Genomic DNA, 14,361 nt, shown 5'->3' on the forward strand with positions numbered 1-14,361 from the left:
CAGAGATTATCTTTTATCAAGCATAGCGGTGAGTTTATCTGTTAATACTTCTGTTTGTAGCGGCTTATACAAATGAGCCGTTGCGCCCAACTCATATACTTTGTCTAAGTCTGCACTATTGGTATTTGCGGTCACAACGAGAATAGGAATGATAGGGTCGATTGCTCTGATCTTTCTTGTCGCCTCAAAGCCATTCATGATTGGCATATTTAGATCCATCAGTACCACATCAAACTTTCCAACCTGATATATTTCAAGTGCTTGCTCACCATGTTCAGCATGTGTTACTTGCTTAGCTATCGGTTGCAGCATTTTTTCAATCACTCTGGCGTTGATTAAGTTATCCTCAACGAGTAAAACATTGGTAGATAATTTTTCACGCTTGCTTGAGCGCACGTTCTCGATATCAACTTCTACCGGGATCTGAAGCTCTGCTCTCGTCCCAAATGGCTTTCGAGCTGTAAATTTAAGCTGTCCACCCAGCGCGGACACTAGCAACTGACAGCGTTGTAGTCCAAGTTGCGACCCCTGAAAATGCTCTGTTCGCATTGACTCCTGTAGACGTTTATAATCAAACCCCTCTCCTGTATCTTCAACAATAAACTCAAGATAAGACGCCTCTTGAGTCATCACAATATCTGCAAACACTTGAATACCACCACGCTCGGTAAATTTAATCGCATTGTTTACAAGTTCTCCAACGAGCCAAGCTATCCGTTTTGCATCACCGAAACAAGCCATATTTAGCGCATTCCCAAGGGCTAAATTAAACGTGAGAGACTTGTTATGTGCGCTCAGTTGGAACGAGATACAAGCTGTTTTTATCACATCGTGCAGCTGTATTTGATGCCGCTCAATGACAATATCTTGCTGAGATAAACTATTGAAATCTTCTACCGAGTAAAGCAAAATATCTAACTGATTAGCGGCACTCTTTACATGCTCCAATTGTTTTGCATCTGCACTTTTTATAAATTCATCCAAGTAACCATGGAGCGCTTGAAGTGGAGTTCGTAGTTCATGACTAACACGAGCCAAAAAGCGCGATTTCGATTGTAGCGCGTCATCCGCGAGCTTTTTTGATGCTTCAAGCTGCCTAAAAGCTTCGGTTATCTCTTTTGTCATTGGGCGAAATACAAATTTAGCCTCAATAAATAAAACCGTCAGCCCTAATAGCCAAATTAATAACTCTATTTTTCTAACCCGCTCGGTGTTTAACTTAGCTTGATGTTCAAACAGAGAGACCGCTTGGTTTAAGTTAGGTAATAAAGTCTGTGATAATGTAAGTATGCCTTCTGACAACTGAGTATTTGGCTGTTTTAAGTGGCGTTTTGCCAAAGTAATAAACGTAAGACTCTGCTGATGTAATTGTATTGGGTTTTCATAATACAGTGACTCAAGCGACTCATTTAAGTGGTGATACTGACCCCCCTCTTTTTCTGTTAAAAAGTGATGGTTACCTTCAAAGTCATCAATAGCTAATCTGAGCGTCTCCAACCCTTGCGGCGAATCTATCGAACTGAACAGTGCAATCCGTTGAGATAACATCCGCTGCATACCAGCAAGATTGATCACTCGAGCATCCTGGCTCTGCTGGTGGAGGAGGTATTGCATCACTACCATGGCCATCGACAGCAATAAAGCCATAGCCAACAGCGCCCCTATGTAGCGAAACTTCATGTTAGGTATTAACGACATATTGGTATATTTGTTCCCTCTTTAAAAAATGCCCACGCTTATTCAGTGTAGTGGACAATCATATTATTTACAGTCCTATACTTGACACCTAGACGGCCAAAATGTTTCAATGCGAGCTCACCCTATTTATGCAGTTTGATGCCAAAGCGTCAAACTTATACCAATGGTGCTTAATTAAATCGAATAGATATTAAGACCAAATGGTATTAGGGCTGGAAGAGGTGCGTTATTCAGGTAACTAAGTGAAGGAGAGCAAACTCCGTTGCAGCTTAGTAAGGGGAATACACGCCGAGAAACAGACAACTTTGCTATTCTCTGTTTCGGGCGACTGGGCTGAATCCCAGCGACTGTCACCAACACACTTGGTGGAGAGCTTCTGGTCTTAGAAAAATAAGGCCACAGGCTGCCTTATCCTTTTTAAGTCCATTGCTCTTCGAATTTTAACGGTTCGAAGTTTGGACACCCTCCTTACTACGAACATGATTTAAGTTCGGTAGAGATGAAATTACAATTCAACTTATCTGACTATCCATTATGGACGGCTTTAGTTACGCCTTTTGATGCTGAAAATCAGATCGATTTTAGCGCGTTGACGACCCTTGTACGGGATCAAGAGCAGGCACAAAATGGTATTCTGTTACTTGGGAGTACCGGCGAAGGGCTTGCGCTTACTCAGCCAGAGCAACAAAAAATCGTAGAGTTTGTTTGCCAACTTGCGCCTTGCGTACCATTAATGGTCGCAGTGGGTGGCAGCAACCTTGAACAACAAATACAGTGGGTGCAGTTTTGCAACACACAGCCCATTGATGCTTTGTTACTCGGCTCACCAATTTATGCCAAACCCGGTAAAGTGGGACTTGCACATTGGTTTAATTCCCTCTTAAACGAGAGCAACGTGCCATGTATGCTCTACAATGTACCAGGGCGAAGTGCCGTTGCCATCGCCCCTGAATTATTAGGGGAACTTGCAAATCACCCAAACCTTTGGGCACTCAAAGAAGCTAGCGGCAATATCGCAACTTTCGAAGCATTTCGCCAAGCAGCCCCAAATGTCGCAATCTACAGCGGTGATGATAGCTTAATGCCTTACTTTGCCCAAGCGGGAGCAACTGGCTTGGTGTCTGTCGCTGCGAATGCTTGGCCGCAACAAACAGCCGAATTTGTAAAGCGCTCTCTTAGTGGCACGTCCCCTAATTTATTCACTACATGGTCGAAAGCTGCGAACAGCTTATTTGCAGTGGCAAACCCTATTCCGGTTAAGGTCTTGATGCATTTACAAGGAAAGCTGACAAGCCCAAACCTACGCCCTCCTTTGACACATTTAGAACTTACTCACACAGATGCGCTGACACGCGCCAACGAAACAATTTTATCTTGGAATTAAGGCAGTAAAACATGAGCTGGTTAACACTACTAAACAACCTCGAAAACGGCACTGTACGTGCGGCAACACAAGACGAACAAGGTCAATGGCATGCAAATGTAGAAGTAAAAAAAGGGATCCTTGAAGCATTCAAAAATGGCGTAAATACGGAATTCCCAGGTGGTTTCGTGGACAAAGATAACCTAGCGCCACGCGGTTTTGCAGCACAAGATGGCGTGCGCATGGTACCCGGTGGAAGCAGCGTAAGACGTGGTGCGTATGTCGCTGCAGGCACCATCATCATGCCACCGGCTTATGTAAATATTGGCGCATATATTGACGCTGGCACTATGATAGATAGTCATGCTTTGGTCGGTTCATGCGCGCAAATTGGTAAAAATGTTCACCTAAGTGCTGCTGTTCAAGTTGGTGGAGTTTTAGAGCCTGTTGGTGCAAGCCCGGTTGTTGTTGAAGATGATGCTTTTATTGGTGCGGGCTGTGTATTAGTTGAAGGTGTTGTCGTAAAGCGTGGTGCTGTCTTAGCGCCAGGTGTTCGTTTATCTGCCAGTATTCCAGTTTATGATTGTGTCAATGAGCGTTTACTAGATAAAGACGAGGCGATCCCTGAAAATGCAATTGTGATCCCAGGCTCTCGCCCAGCCTCTAGTGAGTGGGCGCGCCAACAAGGTTTAAGCATGTCCTGTGCACTTATAGTCAAGTACCGTGATGAGCAAAGCGATGCGTCACTTGCACTAGAAGAGGTATTACGCTAATGAGCTGGTTGAGCACGTCACAACGAGCTGTTGCACAAAGCTTAGTACAGCAACAAGATACCCCTTTTTTCTGCTACGACTTAGATAAACTCAGCGCACATGTAAAGCCGCTAGTTGATCAACAAGTTGTAAAGCTATGGTATGCCGTTAAAGCCAACCCACTGTCTCACATTATTAAAACCCTAGATCACGCTGGGTTTAACTTTGATGTGGCCTCTAGTGGCGAGTTGGATCAGGTTTTATCACAAGGTGTCACTCCAGCGCGCGTGCTCAACACAGGTCCGGCGAAATCACTAAAGCAAATCCGCCACTTTGCAAACCAAGGTGTTCGCATCTTCGTAGCAGAGAGTCACAACCAAGTTGTATGGTTAAATCAAGTAGCCTGTGAGTTCGACCTTCAATTTGATGTGTTGTTACGGGTTCAGTTACGTTTTGATAAAGCACAACACAATCCACTAGGTGGTAATACATTGACCCCTTTTGGCCTAGGTAGTGAACAGTGGCAAGCTTTAACTTTAAGTGATTACACCCATTTAGATTTTGTCGGTCTGCATATTTTCCAATGGGGCAATATGCTCTGTAGCGATACCCTAGCTGAACTTTGGCAAGCCATGGTGTCACCCTTAGTACAGTTGGCTTCTGAACTTGGGATAGCGCTTAAAGTGCTCGACCTAGGCGGTGGTCTTGGGATCCCTTATGACGCGCACAGCACCGCACTTAATTGGACAAAGCTGCTAGATACACTCGCATCAATTAAATCCGCCACTCAAGTTGATGAGCTGTGGATGGAATTAGGACGCTATGCTGTCGGCGAGTGCGGTTTTTACCTCAACCCAGTGGTTGAACAAAAACAGAATTACGGTGCTCACCAACTTATTGTCGCGGGCGGTGTGAACCACTTATTACGTCCAGCAGTTACTGGACAAGCATTCCCAGCTGAACTGCTACGTCAGTCTGATGCCAACACAGCTGATTTTCATATTCATGGTCCACTTTGTACTGCGCTGGACAAGTTAGGCACTTTAGCTTTACCCAGTGACAGTGCAGATGGTGATTGGTTGGTGTTTAGTCAATGTGGTGCCTATGGTTACACTGAAAGCATGCCATTTTTTCTGTGCCACGAATTACCAGCGGAGTTTGTGATCTCTGGCGGTGAAGTTACCTGCGCTCGCGCAGCGCAACCTGCATCCAGCTATTTGAGGTAGAGATGAACATAATTACACAACAGAATATTCAAGTTGGTGAAATAGCGAACGGCTTGCCGTTAACCATTCCTGTATATCGCATCAAAGGCGATGGTAACGGCCCAAAGGTTTATATCCAAGCCAATATGCACGGTGCAGAAGTCCAAGGTAATGCAGTCATTTATCAACTTCTTGAGCAACTTAAAACATTGTCACTAGCAGCCGATATTACTCTAGTACCTTATGCAAACCCCATCGGTTGTAATCAAAAGTCGGGAGAGTTTACTTTGGGTCGCTTCGATCCAATAACTGGAACCAACTGGAACCGAATGTATCAAGACCATAGCTCTTTGGCATATGAATTTGTCGAAAAGTATGTTGATCTTCCGTTAGAGCAAATAAAGCCGCAGTTTCGCCAAGTGTTGCTGGAGCATACAACAGCACAATTAGACGCCCCGCTAGATAGACTCACCACGGGAAAACGCATTGCATTAAATTTGCAACGCTTGGCTCATGAAGCCGAGCTAGTATTAGACCTACATACCGGCCCCATTTCAGCAAAACACCTTTACTGCCCTGAATATGCCAAGGAAAGTGCCCGCTATTTTGATATTCCACATGTGCTACTTATTCCCAACGAGTTCGATGGGGCTTTGGATGAAGCAAGCTTTTGTCCATGGTGGCACTTGAAATTAGCATATGAAGCAAAAGGACGAAACATCCCTGTATTCACTGAAGCATTTACTGTTGAACTCGGCTCGCAAGAAAAAATTGACCTGACAGAAGCACAGCATGATGCTAACAGCATTCTCAGCTATCTCAATTATAAACAAGCTTTTTATGGTGCTCACTTCGCGCCAAAAGAGATTGCTCGTTACACTTGCCAATTAGAAAACTACCGTACTTTTTACGCACCGATGGGTGGTATGGTCGAATACACAGCAACACTTGGAGAGCATATCAAAGCAGGGCAAACAATTGCCAAGATATTAAGAATGGAACGCTATTTATCGGAAACGCCCTTGAACGAAATCAAGTTAGACGAGGATGCAATTGCCATTTTGCACTTTGCCTCTGCGAGTGTGAACCAAGGTACAGAGCTATACAAGTTTTTTACCCAAGTTGAGCGACTGTAATTTACGTAACCAATTGCGTGAGAGTAAGTCAAATAGCAACAATCAAAGGTTAGAAAGATGTTTACTGACCTATTATCTAGCTCTTTCGGTTGTTTCTGTAAACACTTACTAAGGTATGGCGGCAGCCGCCGCCACCTTTTTATCGAGACCTGTTTTTAGCTATCAGGGCATAGTTGACCTTACTGATTCATTTCCCTTTCATTATCATTGGTTAATAATGTAATCAATTGTACTCACTCTCGGCGCAAAGATAATGAAACTGACACACCTATCCCTACCCGCTTTGGCGTTATTGGCGTTACCGCTTTACGCTCAAGATACACAGCAAGAAGATGAAATTGACCTTGTTAAACAATGCGTACTCAACGCGGTCTTAACCGGTGAAAAAGACAAAACCATTGAACAAGTTCGTCAAGAATGTGCAGAAGCAGACGCCGATAAAAACTTAAGTCAACTCGATAAACGTATGGCGCGGGAACGTGTCACAGAAAAAAACCGGAATGTCCTTACGCCACATAAGCGCAATTACATCTTACCAGTTTCCTATATGACCAATGTAAATAGCCGACCTTTTGACGGTTTAAAAGCGATTGACGATGAAGAGGGGGAACCAATTGATAACTTTGAGGCTAAGTATCAAATTTCATTGAAAGCACCCATTTATAAGAGCTTTTCTGACAAAGATCAGGCTATCTATTTTGCTTTCACACTGCAATCATACTGGCAAGTCTACAACAAAGATGTCTCTTCGCCCTTTCGTGAAACCAACTATGAACCAGAAATCTTTTGGATCAACTTTTTAGATGACGAGAATGTACTTTGGGGTGATGAGATGGCCTTTGTACTTGGTATTTCTCATCAATCAAATGGTCGTAGTCAACCTAACTCGCGTTCTTGGAACCGTATCTATGCTAACTTTATATGGGAGAATCGAGGCTTTGTATTTAGCTTCAAGCCTTGGTATCGACTACCTGAAAACACGAAAGACGATCCATTAGATCCACGCGGTGACGATAACCCTAATATTGATGAATATCTCGGACATTTTGAGTTTAACAGCGTATATCGTTATGAGGATCACGAATTTGGCATCATGTGGCGTAATAACTTACGCAGTGACAACCGAGGTGCTATTCAATTGGATTGGTCCTTCCCTATTTGGGGAAGATTACGTGGCTATGCACAGTACTTCAATGGTTATGGCGAAAGCCTAATTGACTACAACACGCATACGCAAAGGTTTGGCATTGGGGTGTTATTAACAGACATACTCTAATGGTTTAAAAGCTCTGGCGCATCACCAGAGCTTTAACTTCAGCTCTATTTATTGTGGCTTTATCACCACAAACTGCCCTTCAAACTTGGCAACTAGAACATCTCCATCATAAACATTTACTGGCACGACATACTTAGCCTTTGCATCACTTACCAAAGCTTGTAGGTCACCTTCACAGTCTGCAATGGTTACTGTCGCCGCAGGCGCTGTTGTTAGCGGTTTTAAGTACTTGATATTAGCATCTGCCAACACTATATCACCTTCAAGCCCAAGCTCTTTGAGCGCTAAGTATGTTGCTCCCCAACCCGTTAACGTCGCCATACTGTAAATGGAACCTGCGAACATTGAGTTGTGTAAGTTTAAGTTCGCTTTTAAGTCTGCCTTGGTAGAAAACTGCCAGTCAGTATAGCTTTCTACTTTAATACCCATGGCGTCACTGATGGGGATAGACTCACGCCATGTATTTTGCAGTACATGTGTCCAGTCTGGTTGTCTAAACCAACCAGGTTCAGTTGGCCGCTGTTTAACCATTTTCCAATGCTGAACATCACCGTAGGCTAAATGCGCTTTCTCGACTACTTCATAGCCGTGGCGCTGGTAAAATGATAAGGCTCGTTCACGCGCAAATAAAACTAACTCTTGCGCTTTTTGAGTCCAAGCGATGATCTCTAACTCGTGCAGTAAACGACTACCTAAATGATGGCCTCTATGCCCTTCAGCCACAGCCATATATCGTACTTGAGCTTGCTGATGATTATTGAAGTGGAGCCTAGCAACCCCCAGCACTTCACCTTCGTTGTTTTTTATATAGCGATGCTCTGCTTCTTGCTCTAAGTCATCCTGTTCGCTACCTCTCGGTTGATCCCATGGCGCTCTAAGTACTTGCCAACGTAATTGATAGTAAGCTTGCCAATCTTCGCTACTTTGCGGTGAAGTTACCTCAAACATCACTGACTCCTGTTTTTTGTTAGCCTTATCGCTATTATTCTTAGGTTGAATACACCCTACAAGATAACCTCAGTGTAGGGAATAAAATGCGCTAAAACACTTAGTCTTTAGTGTAAAAACTAATGAACAAGCTGGCATTCACAAAATCCTCGTCTATGCTGATGTTATCATGGGAGAATTTATTACTCATTCAGGCACTATTAGTAACGATTTTGTGGTTCATAGCCACCAGCTAGGGCACTTGCTATATTGGCACAAACAAGGCCGAAACAGCATTCAGGTTCGCCAAGACAAGTCGTTGCGATGGCTGCTAATAAACAACACCTTACAATCCGTTGTGGAGCTAAACCACCCGGAACACTTGCTATTTCCCCACTTAAAAACATTTGCTAGCCGCTGGCAATTAGCAACACCACCGACAAGCGTATTAGAATTAGGACTTGGCGCAGGCGCTATCCGTGACTATCTGAAGGCCACGTATCCAAGTTGCCATATCACTACCATTGATAACAACCCTGATGTCATCCATTGTTATAAGCGTTATTTTGGCGGCGATCCCTTGTGTGATGTTAACTGTATTGATGTGTTCAAAGCACTACAGCAGGGCAAGCGTTATGATTGGATAGTATTAGATTTATTCAGCGAGTTAGAGCCTCCTCTTTTCTTGTTTCAGCATCAATTTTACCGCTTATTACGAGCAGCTATAAATGAAGGCGGGAGGCTATATATCAACTTTTTAACCGACCATGAATCGCAATTAAAGCAACTTCAGCATTTACTTATCACTAATTTCGGTAAAAAGCCTTATATCGAGAGGGTACCGGATTACGCAAATATCATCATTGATGTAAAGCGCTAGACTCGAGCTTTTATCTGTACATTATTGCTGCTTCAGCGGCGTTACTATACCTGCGCTCAATTGTAAAAAGCGCTCAATCAAAAGCAATTTGTTTACGTAATCGCGAAATTAAATGTGACGGGGCCATCGTTTACCAAGCTAACTTTCATATCTGCCGCAAATTGTCCTGTGGCAACTTTAAGCCCAGCTACTTTAGCCTGCGCCACAAAGTATTGATACAAGGTATTTGCTTGTTCAGGCATCCCAGCACTTGAAAAGCTCGGCCTCATACCTTTTTTGGTATCGGCTGCCAAAGTAAATTGCGATACAACCAATAACTCGCCTTCAATATCTTTTAGACTCAAATTCATTTTGTCATTACTGTCTGTAAAAATACGATAGTTGCTTACCTTATGGAGTAGCTTATCTGCCGTTTGCTCCGTGTCTGCTTTTTCAACCCCTAACAGTAACACTATACCTTGACCTATCTGCCCAACTACTTTCCCCTCAACTTCGACTTTTGCTTCTGTAACTCGTTGAATTAGTCCTTGCACACTCTACCTCTATTTTTAATGATGCTGGATTTTGCACAGTAATAGATCCGCTGCACGTCGGATAGCTTCTGCATACGCAGAGGTTGCTCCACAATGCGCTACACCGTCGACAATAAACAACTGTGCGTTAACTTTTTGCGCCAGCTGATAAACAGGCGCATATCGGCACATTAAATCATGACGGCCATGAATAAACCAGATGGGTAAATGACGGATACTTTCCCCATGAGAGAGTATTTGCTGGGGCTGCATAAAGCAGTTGCGACTAAAAAAGTGCACCATTTGCTGCGCCTTGATGAGCTGTTTGTCCCCTTTACATAGTCTGATTTTTTCAATGTCGCCATCCATAGCAATTAAGTTATCCCATTCGCACCAACGTGTTGCCATGGTTCTTTTACGCAGCTCATCCTCGCCAAAAAGTGCTTGATGATAACAATTCAGGATAGATGTTAACGTCTCTAGGTTTTGTGCAAATTTATGATATTGTTCAGGATACATTTGAGCAGGTGCGCCGTGTCTACCATACAACCAATGTAAGTCTTCCTCTGTTCCCAAAAAACTTGACCACAATACCATTCCAGCAATCTGATCCTGATACTGCTGAGCGTAAAGTAGTGCCAACATTGCACCAAAAGACTCTCCTGCAAGTATCACCTTTGACAACCCTAAGTGTATTTTTATTGCAGTTATATCATTCAATAGGGCGACAGTATTAATGTGGCAAATATCACTTGGCGTTGAGTTGCCACACCCCCGCTGACTGAACAAAATAACGCGATACTTTTTGGGGTTAAAGTAACCTAGTACCGCTGTGGAATGACCTTGCCCAGGTCCCCCATGGAGTACGATGATAGGAATGCCTGCAGGGTCACCATACTCTTCAATGTCGAGTTGATGACCATGACCAACAGCTAAGTGGAAGCGACGCAAAGCGTTGCTATGCTGATACAATAAGCTCATGATCCCCCTTACTTCGCACCAGTAAGCCTGATCTATGGATAACTAAGTGGCTTTGTTGAAGCAAGAAACTTAGCCATTACCCTTATTGTGTCACTTATATTTTACGGCACTACAATCCTTGCGCATCTGGTGGGTCAAACTCGGAGCGAGTATCCACTCCTGCCGCTTCTATATCTTGAGTTAAACAAACAGTAAACTCAGCGCCCAAGAGCACGACTATCCATGACAAATAAACCCATACAAATAAAATAGGTACTGTTGCGAGCGCCCCGTAGATTACTTCGTAAGACGGAAAGTGGCTGATATAAAGTGCAAAACCTTTTTTGGTAAGCTCAAATAACAGCGCAGCAAATAACGCTCCCGGTACCGCCGCTTTAAATGACACACTTGTGTTTGGTACTAAAGTATAGAGCATGATGAAGCCAATCATGGAAATTAAGTAGGGCAACATTTTAATAATTGCACCACTAAAGCCCGGGATCCCTTGATCTGCAAACGAGACCAAAGAAACAATATAGGACGTCATCCCAATACTTGCCCCCAGTAGCACGGGGCCAAGTGTTAATACCATCCAGTAAATAGCAAATGAAATCATCAGGGGGCGTTTTTTTTCAATCCGCCATATTCGATTGAGCGTTGTATCTACATTGCGGATAAGTAACAAAGCAATAACCGCAAGAAAGCTTACACCTATGGCTGTCATCTGATTTGCATTACCTGTAAACGCGCTAATATGCTCTTTGATAGTATCAGTCGAGGTAGGCACAAAGTTATTAAAAATAAAGTGTTCAATTGCTACTCTGGTCTCTTCGAACCCGGGAAAAGCAGAAAATATTGCAACGCCAACGGCAACAAGTGGCACCAATGAAAGTAGCGTCACATATGCTAAATACCCAGCGTTGACCGTTATTTGATCTTCCACACAACGCTTAGCATAGCGCTGCCACCAGCGTGGTTGAGCACGAGAAAACCATAAGGCAACAGCTTTCATTTCGGTGATTGTTTGCTTCATAATCAAGTTAATATTCATGGATCACTTTACACATCATAACAATCCCCCCCATAATTTATAGCGGTAAATCGTAATAAAATGACGGTCGTTGACCACTTACTGATTAATCACCCTTGATAGTCTGGGAGTACGAATGAAGAAACTGACCTTGAGTGTAGCGTTACTTTTGTTAGTAACTGGATGCCAAAGCGCTTATTACGCCACCATGGAAAAATTTGGTGTACACAAGCGAGAGATACTCGTTGATCGAGTAGAAGAAACCAAAGATTCTCAACAAGAATCGCAAAAGGAGTTCCAATCAGCATTAGATAGGTTAACGACTCTAATAAATTTTGATGGTAAGGAATTACAAGAAGCCTATAATTTACTCAATGATGACTATCAAGCAAGTCTTGCTGCTGCCAGTGCAGTAAGTGCGAATATAGACAAAGTCGAAGATGTGGCAAACGCACTATTTGACGAGTGGCAAGATGAACTTGAGCAATATTCGAGTGCAAACCTAAAACGCGAGAGTGCTAAGCAATTAAGTCAAACACAACGCCAATTTGAACGCTTACTTCGCTCTATGCGCAGTAGTGAAGCAAAAATGCAGCCCGTACTCGACTCACTACAAGACAATGTGCTGTATCTTAAACATAACCTAAATGCACAAGCGGTAAGTGCTATTAAAGGTGAGTTTACAGGACTAAAGCGTGATATAAGCGCCTTAATTGCAGATATGAATCGCTCAATTGAAGATTCTAACAAGTTTATTGCTGAGATGAATGCACGTAGAACTTGATACTGCAAAGTGCTTGGCTCTCTGAACTATTATTGAAATACAGTTGACTGTAATTTGATACCACTAAAGCCAAGAGCCTGAAAGTGGGACCACAACCTTCTGCCCACTCTCAGGATTTTTAAGCCACAGCCCTACAAAAAATTACAAATAATTATTATTCAACATCAATAAACAATATGTGAGGCGTCTTCTCTACTTTTTCAGGAACCACCTCGTATTTCTAGCCTCCAATTAGAGCTTTGGTGCATAGCGCAAAACAATAAAAAACACATAAAAGAAACAACCATGAAACAATATTGAAACAAAAAACACCTATTGATACTCTCTTCGCGTTGTCACTTCACAAGCTAGGCAACAGCACAATTTGAAAATCAAAAAGGAAATTTTAAGATGAAATATATGTTGAAATCGCTACTAGCCGCAGGGATATTAATCTCACCCATTTCATTTGCCAAAGAACAGACTGAGCACTTACCAACACCGAAAATTTCAAAACAGATATCTAACTTCGAAAGCAAGATGGCACTCTCTGGCTACCAAGATGAAGAATCTTATATTCAAGAATATATTTTTGAATTTGGAAATGGAGAAGCCGAGAAAGTATTAGAACGCTCATCATTCTGTCAAGGACAAAATACTGAGTATATTGTTACTGTGTATACCTCAACTATCAAGTCAGCAGGTACTGATGCTGATATTAAAATGAAAATCAACTGGGCAGCGAACTCTCCTTCAGCATGGAAATATTTAGATGATACGGGCAGAGATGACTTCGAAAAAGGCTCTGTAGACGATTTCTATATTTTCATGCCCAACGGTGGTCAACTACGCAATTCATCACTCACTATCAATAGTAATAACGCAGGTGATAAGGCTGGCTGGTTTGTAGAACGCATTTCTATTGAGGACACATGTACTGGAGAAATAGCTACAGCCCAATTTAATCGTTGGATTTCAAAGTCTGTTGGCTTAACTTCAACAAGAAGATTGCGTTAATTCACTGTTTAGGCCACTCTGTTTGAGTGGTTTTTGCGGTATTTCTACCGCTGCACATGACTGCAGCGGTAGCCCTGCTACTGCACTGTCCAGCCGCCGTCTAGCACAATGGTTTGCCCTGTAATGTTGCGAGATTCATTTGCGAGTAAAAAATTGACTGCATGGGCAATTTCATCCAACCCAATAAAAGCCTTTTTCGGCATTGGCGCTAGCATAATATTGTTTATCACTTCATCTTCGCTGATCCCATGCTGGTTTGCTTGCGCCGTAATTTGCTGCTCCACCAAGGGAGTTTTTACATAAGCGGGGCAAATGGTATTCACGGTGATATCGCTGTCTGCGGTTTCCAGTGCCAATACTTTACCAAACCCGATCAATCCATGTTTTGCAGCAACGTAAGCTGACTTATATTTAGAAGCGACTAGAGCGTGGATAGAACCGATATTAACAATACGACCAAAGCCGCCTTTGCGCATATGTGGCAATACCGCCTTACACAGCATGGCAGGCCCTGTTAGCATCACGTCTTGCAATAGTTGCCATTTATCTTCTGGAAAATGCTCCAGTGCTTCAACGTGTTGCACGCCTGCATTATTGATAAGCACATCTATGTTATCGTGCTGACGGATAAAGTCAGCGATGTCTTGCTTATTGGCAATATTGAGCGCAAACGCTTGTGCGTTTCCGCCTTCACTGACGATAGACTCAGCCACCGTCTGTGCTTGCGCTAAATTCAAATCTACAAGCAATAAGCTGTAATCTTGTTTGCTCAAGGCCATCGCGATATAGCGACCAATGCCACTTGCAGCCCCTGTGATCAACGCTGTCTTCATCGTCACTCC

14 protein-coding genes and 1 riboswitch are annotated in these 14,361 nt (G+C 43.1%); of the genes, 8 read left to right on the forward strand and 6 right to left on the reverse strand.

What is annotated here, in order from left to right; genetic code table 11:
- Nucleotides 1-6: 6 nt before the first annotated feature.
- Nucleotides 7-1,698, reverse strand: coding sequence for a response regulator (locus tag HUZ36_RS15360; protein WP_176033309.1), 1,692 nt, complete (start codon nucleotides 1,696-1,698; stop codon nucleotides 7-9).
- A 208-nt stretch (nucleotides 1,699-1,906) separates the two neighbouring features.
- Nucleotides 1,907-2,082: riboswitch (Lysine riboswitch) on the forward strand.
- 115 nt (nucleotides 2,083-2,197) lie between these two features.
- Between HUZ36_RS15360 and dapA the strand changes: the two genes are divergently transcribed.
- From dapA to HUZ36_RS15385, 5 genes are all read left to right on the forward strand, one after another.
- Complete coding sequence (gene dapA / locus HUZ36_RS15365; protein ID WP_176033310.1) at nucleotides 2,198-3,082, forward strand: 4-hydroxy-tetrahydrodipicolinate synthase; 885 nt, start codon at nucleotides 2,198-2,200, stop codon at nucleotides 3,080-3,082.
- A gap of 11 nt (nucleotides 3,083-3,093) precedes the next feature.
- The gene (locus HUZ36_RS15370) at nucleotides 3,094-3,834 is read left to right on the forward strand and encodes a 2,3,4,5-tetrahydropyridine-2,6-dicarboxylate N-succinyltransferase (RefSeq protein WP_176033311.1); all 741 of its coding nucleotides are present in this window, start codon (nucleotides 3,094-3,096) and stop codon (nucleotides 3,832-3,834) included.
- Nucleotides 3,834-5,039, forward strand: coding sequence for a PLP-dependent decarboxylase (locus tag HUZ36_RS15375; RefSeq protein ID WP_176033312.1), 1,206 nt, complete (start codon nucleotides 3,834-3,836; stop codon nucleotides 5,037-5,039). Before HUZ36_RS15370 ends, HUZ36_RS15375 begins: the two co-directional genes overlap by 1 nt.
- Nucleotides 5,040-5,041: 2 nt before the next feature.
- The gene (locus HUZ36_RS15380) at nucleotides 5,042-6,154 is read left to right on the forward strand and encodes a succinylglutamate desuccinylase/aspartoacylase family protein (protein ID WP_147389191.1); all 1,113 of its coding nucleotides are present in this window, start codon (nucleotides 5,042-5,044) and stop codon (nucleotides 6,152-6,154) included.
- Between the two features lie 253 nt (nucleotides 6,155-6,407).
- A complete protein-coding gene (locus HUZ36_RS15385) occupies nucleotides 6,408-7,430 on the forward strand; it encodes a phospholipase A (RefSeq protein WP_147389192.1) in 1,023 nt (340 codons plus the stop codon).
- Between the two features lie 48 nt (nucleotides 7,431-7,478).
- Here HUZ36_RS15385 and HUZ36_RS15390 read toward each other — a convergent pair whose 3' ends face one another.
- Entirely contained in the window at nucleotides 7,479-8,378 is a 900-nt protein-coding gene (locus HUZ36_RS15390) for a bifunctional GNAT family N-acetyltransferase/hotdog fold thioesterase (protein WP_125251490.1), read from the reverse strand.
- 169 nt (nucleotides 8,379-8,547) lie between these two features.
- Here HUZ36_RS15390 and HUZ36_RS15395 point away from each other — a divergent pair, with 169 nt between their 5' ends.
- A complete protein-coding gene (locus HUZ36_RS15395) occupies nucleotides 8,548-9,237 on the forward strand; it encodes a spermidine synthase (RefSeq protein WP_125251489.1) in 690 nt (229 codons plus the stop codon).
- Between the two features lie 92 nt (nucleotides 9,238-9,329).
- On the opposite strand, the gene dtd is transcribed toward HUZ36_RS15395, so the two are convergent.
- From dtd to HUZ36_RS15410, 3 genes are all read right to left on the reverse strand, one after another.
- Complete coding sequence (gene dtd / locus HUZ36_RS15400) at nucleotides 9,330-9,770, reverse strand: D-aminoacyl-tRNA deacylase (RefSeq protein WP_176033313.1); 441 nt, start codon at nucleotides 9,768-9,770, stop codon at nucleotides 9,330-9,332.
- 15 nt (nucleotides 9,771-9,785) lie between these two features.
- Nucleotides 9,786-10,730, reverse strand: coding sequence for an alpha/beta fold hydrolase (locus tag HUZ36_RS15405; RefSeq protein WP_147389194.1), 945 nt, complete (start codon nucleotides 10,728-10,730; stop codon nucleotides 9,786-9,788).
- Nucleotides 10,731-10,839: 109 nt separating this feature from the next.
- Nucleotides 10,840-11,760 (reverse strand): virulence factor BrkB family protein, encoded by a 921-nt coding sequence (locus HUZ36_RS15410; RefSeq protein ID WP_444428395.1) that lies wholly within the window; start codon nucleotides 11,758-11,760, stop codon nucleotides 10,840-10,842.
- Nucleotides 11,761-11,875: 115 nt separating this feature from the next.
- On the opposite strand from HUZ36_RS15410, the gene HUZ36_RS15415 reads away from it, so the two are divergent.
- The gene (locus tag HUZ36_RS15415; RefSeq protein WP_125251486.1) at nucleotides 11,876-12,523 is read left to right on the forward strand and encodes a DUF2959 domain-containing protein; all 648 of its coding nucleotides are present in this window, start codon (nucleotides 11,876-11,878) and stop codon (nucleotides 12,521-12,523) included.
- A gap of 399 nt (nucleotides 12,524-12,922) precedes the next feature.
- The gene (locus HUZ36_RS15420) at nucleotides 12,923-13,519 is read left to right on the forward strand and encodes a PLAT/LH2 domain-containing protein (protein WP_176033314.1); all 597 of its coding nucleotides are present in this window, start codon (nucleotides 12,923-12,925) and stop codon (nucleotides 13,517-13,519) included.
- Between the two features lie 77 nt (nucleotides 13,520-13,596).
- On the opposite strand, the gene HUZ36_RS15425 is transcribed toward HUZ36_RS15420, so the two are convergent.
- A complete protein-coding gene (locus tag HUZ36_RS15425; RefSeq protein ID WP_128730410.1) occupies nucleotides 13,597-14,352 on the reverse strand; it encodes a 3-hydroxybutyrate dehydrogenase in 756 nt (251 codons plus the stop codon).
- Nucleotides 14,353-14,361: the final 9 nt, after the last annotated feature.

It is taken from the genome of Pseudoalteromonas sp. McH1-7, from assembly GCF_013366255.1.
GTDB lineage: Bacteria > Pseudomonadota > Gammaproteobacteria > Enterobacterales > Alteromonadaceae > Pseudoalteromonas > Pseudoalteromonas peptidolytica.

Bases quoted from the DNA above. Each gene is read 5' to 3' on its own strand.
- HUZ36_RS15390 (WP_125251490.1), bottom strand. From the start codon at position 8,378: ATGTTTGAGGTAACTTCACCGCAAAGTAGCGAAGATTGGCAAGCTTAC.
- HUZ36_RS15380 (WP_147389191.1), top strand. From the start codon at position 5,042: ATGAACATAATTACACAACAGAATATTCAAGTTGGTGAAATAGCGAAC.
- HUZ36_RS15425 (WP_128730410.1), bottom strand. From the start codon at position 14,352: ATGAAGACAGCGTTGATCACAGGGGCTGCAAGTGGCATTGGTCGCTAT.
- HUZ36_RS15360 (WP_176033309.1), bottom strand. From the start codon at position 1,698: ATGTCGTTAATACCTAACATGAAGTTTCGCTACATAGGGGCGCTGTTG.
- HUZ36_RS15405 (WP_147389194.1), bottom strand. From the start codon at position 10,730: ATGAGCTTATTGTATCAGCATAGCAACGCTTTGCGTCGCTTCCACTTA.
- HUZ36_RS15375 (WP_176033312.1), top strand. From the start codon at position 3,834: ATGAGCTGGTTGAGCACGTCACAACGAGCTGTTGCACAAAGCTTAGTA.
- HUZ36_RS15410 (WP_444428395.1), bottom strand. From the start codon at position 11,760: ATGAATATTAACTTGATTATGAAGCAAACAATCACCGAAATGAAAGCT.
- HUZ36_RS15420 (WP_176033314.1), top strand. From the start codon at position 12,923: ATGTTGAAATCGCTACTAGCCGCAGGGATATTAATCTCACCCATTTCA.
- HUZ36_RS15385 (WP_147389192.1), top strand. From the start codon at position 6,408: ATGAAACTGACACACCTATCCCTACCCGCTTTGGCGTTATTGGCGTTA.
- HUZ36_RS15370 (WP_176033311.1), top strand. From the start codon at position 3,094: ATGAGCTGGTTAACACTACTAAACAACCTCGAAAACGGCACTGTACGT.
- HUZ36_RS15395 (WP_125251489.1), top strand. From the start codon at position 8,548: ATGGGAGAATTTATTACTCATTCAGGCACTATTAGTAACGATTTTGTG.
- dapA (WP_176033310.1), top strand. From the start codon at position 2,198: ATGAAATTACAATTCAACTTATCTGACTATCCATTATGGACGGCTTTA.
- HUZ36_RS15415 (WP_125251486.1), top strand. From the start codon at position 11,876: ATGAAGAAACTGACCTTGAGTGTAGCGTTACTTTTGTTAGTAACTGGA.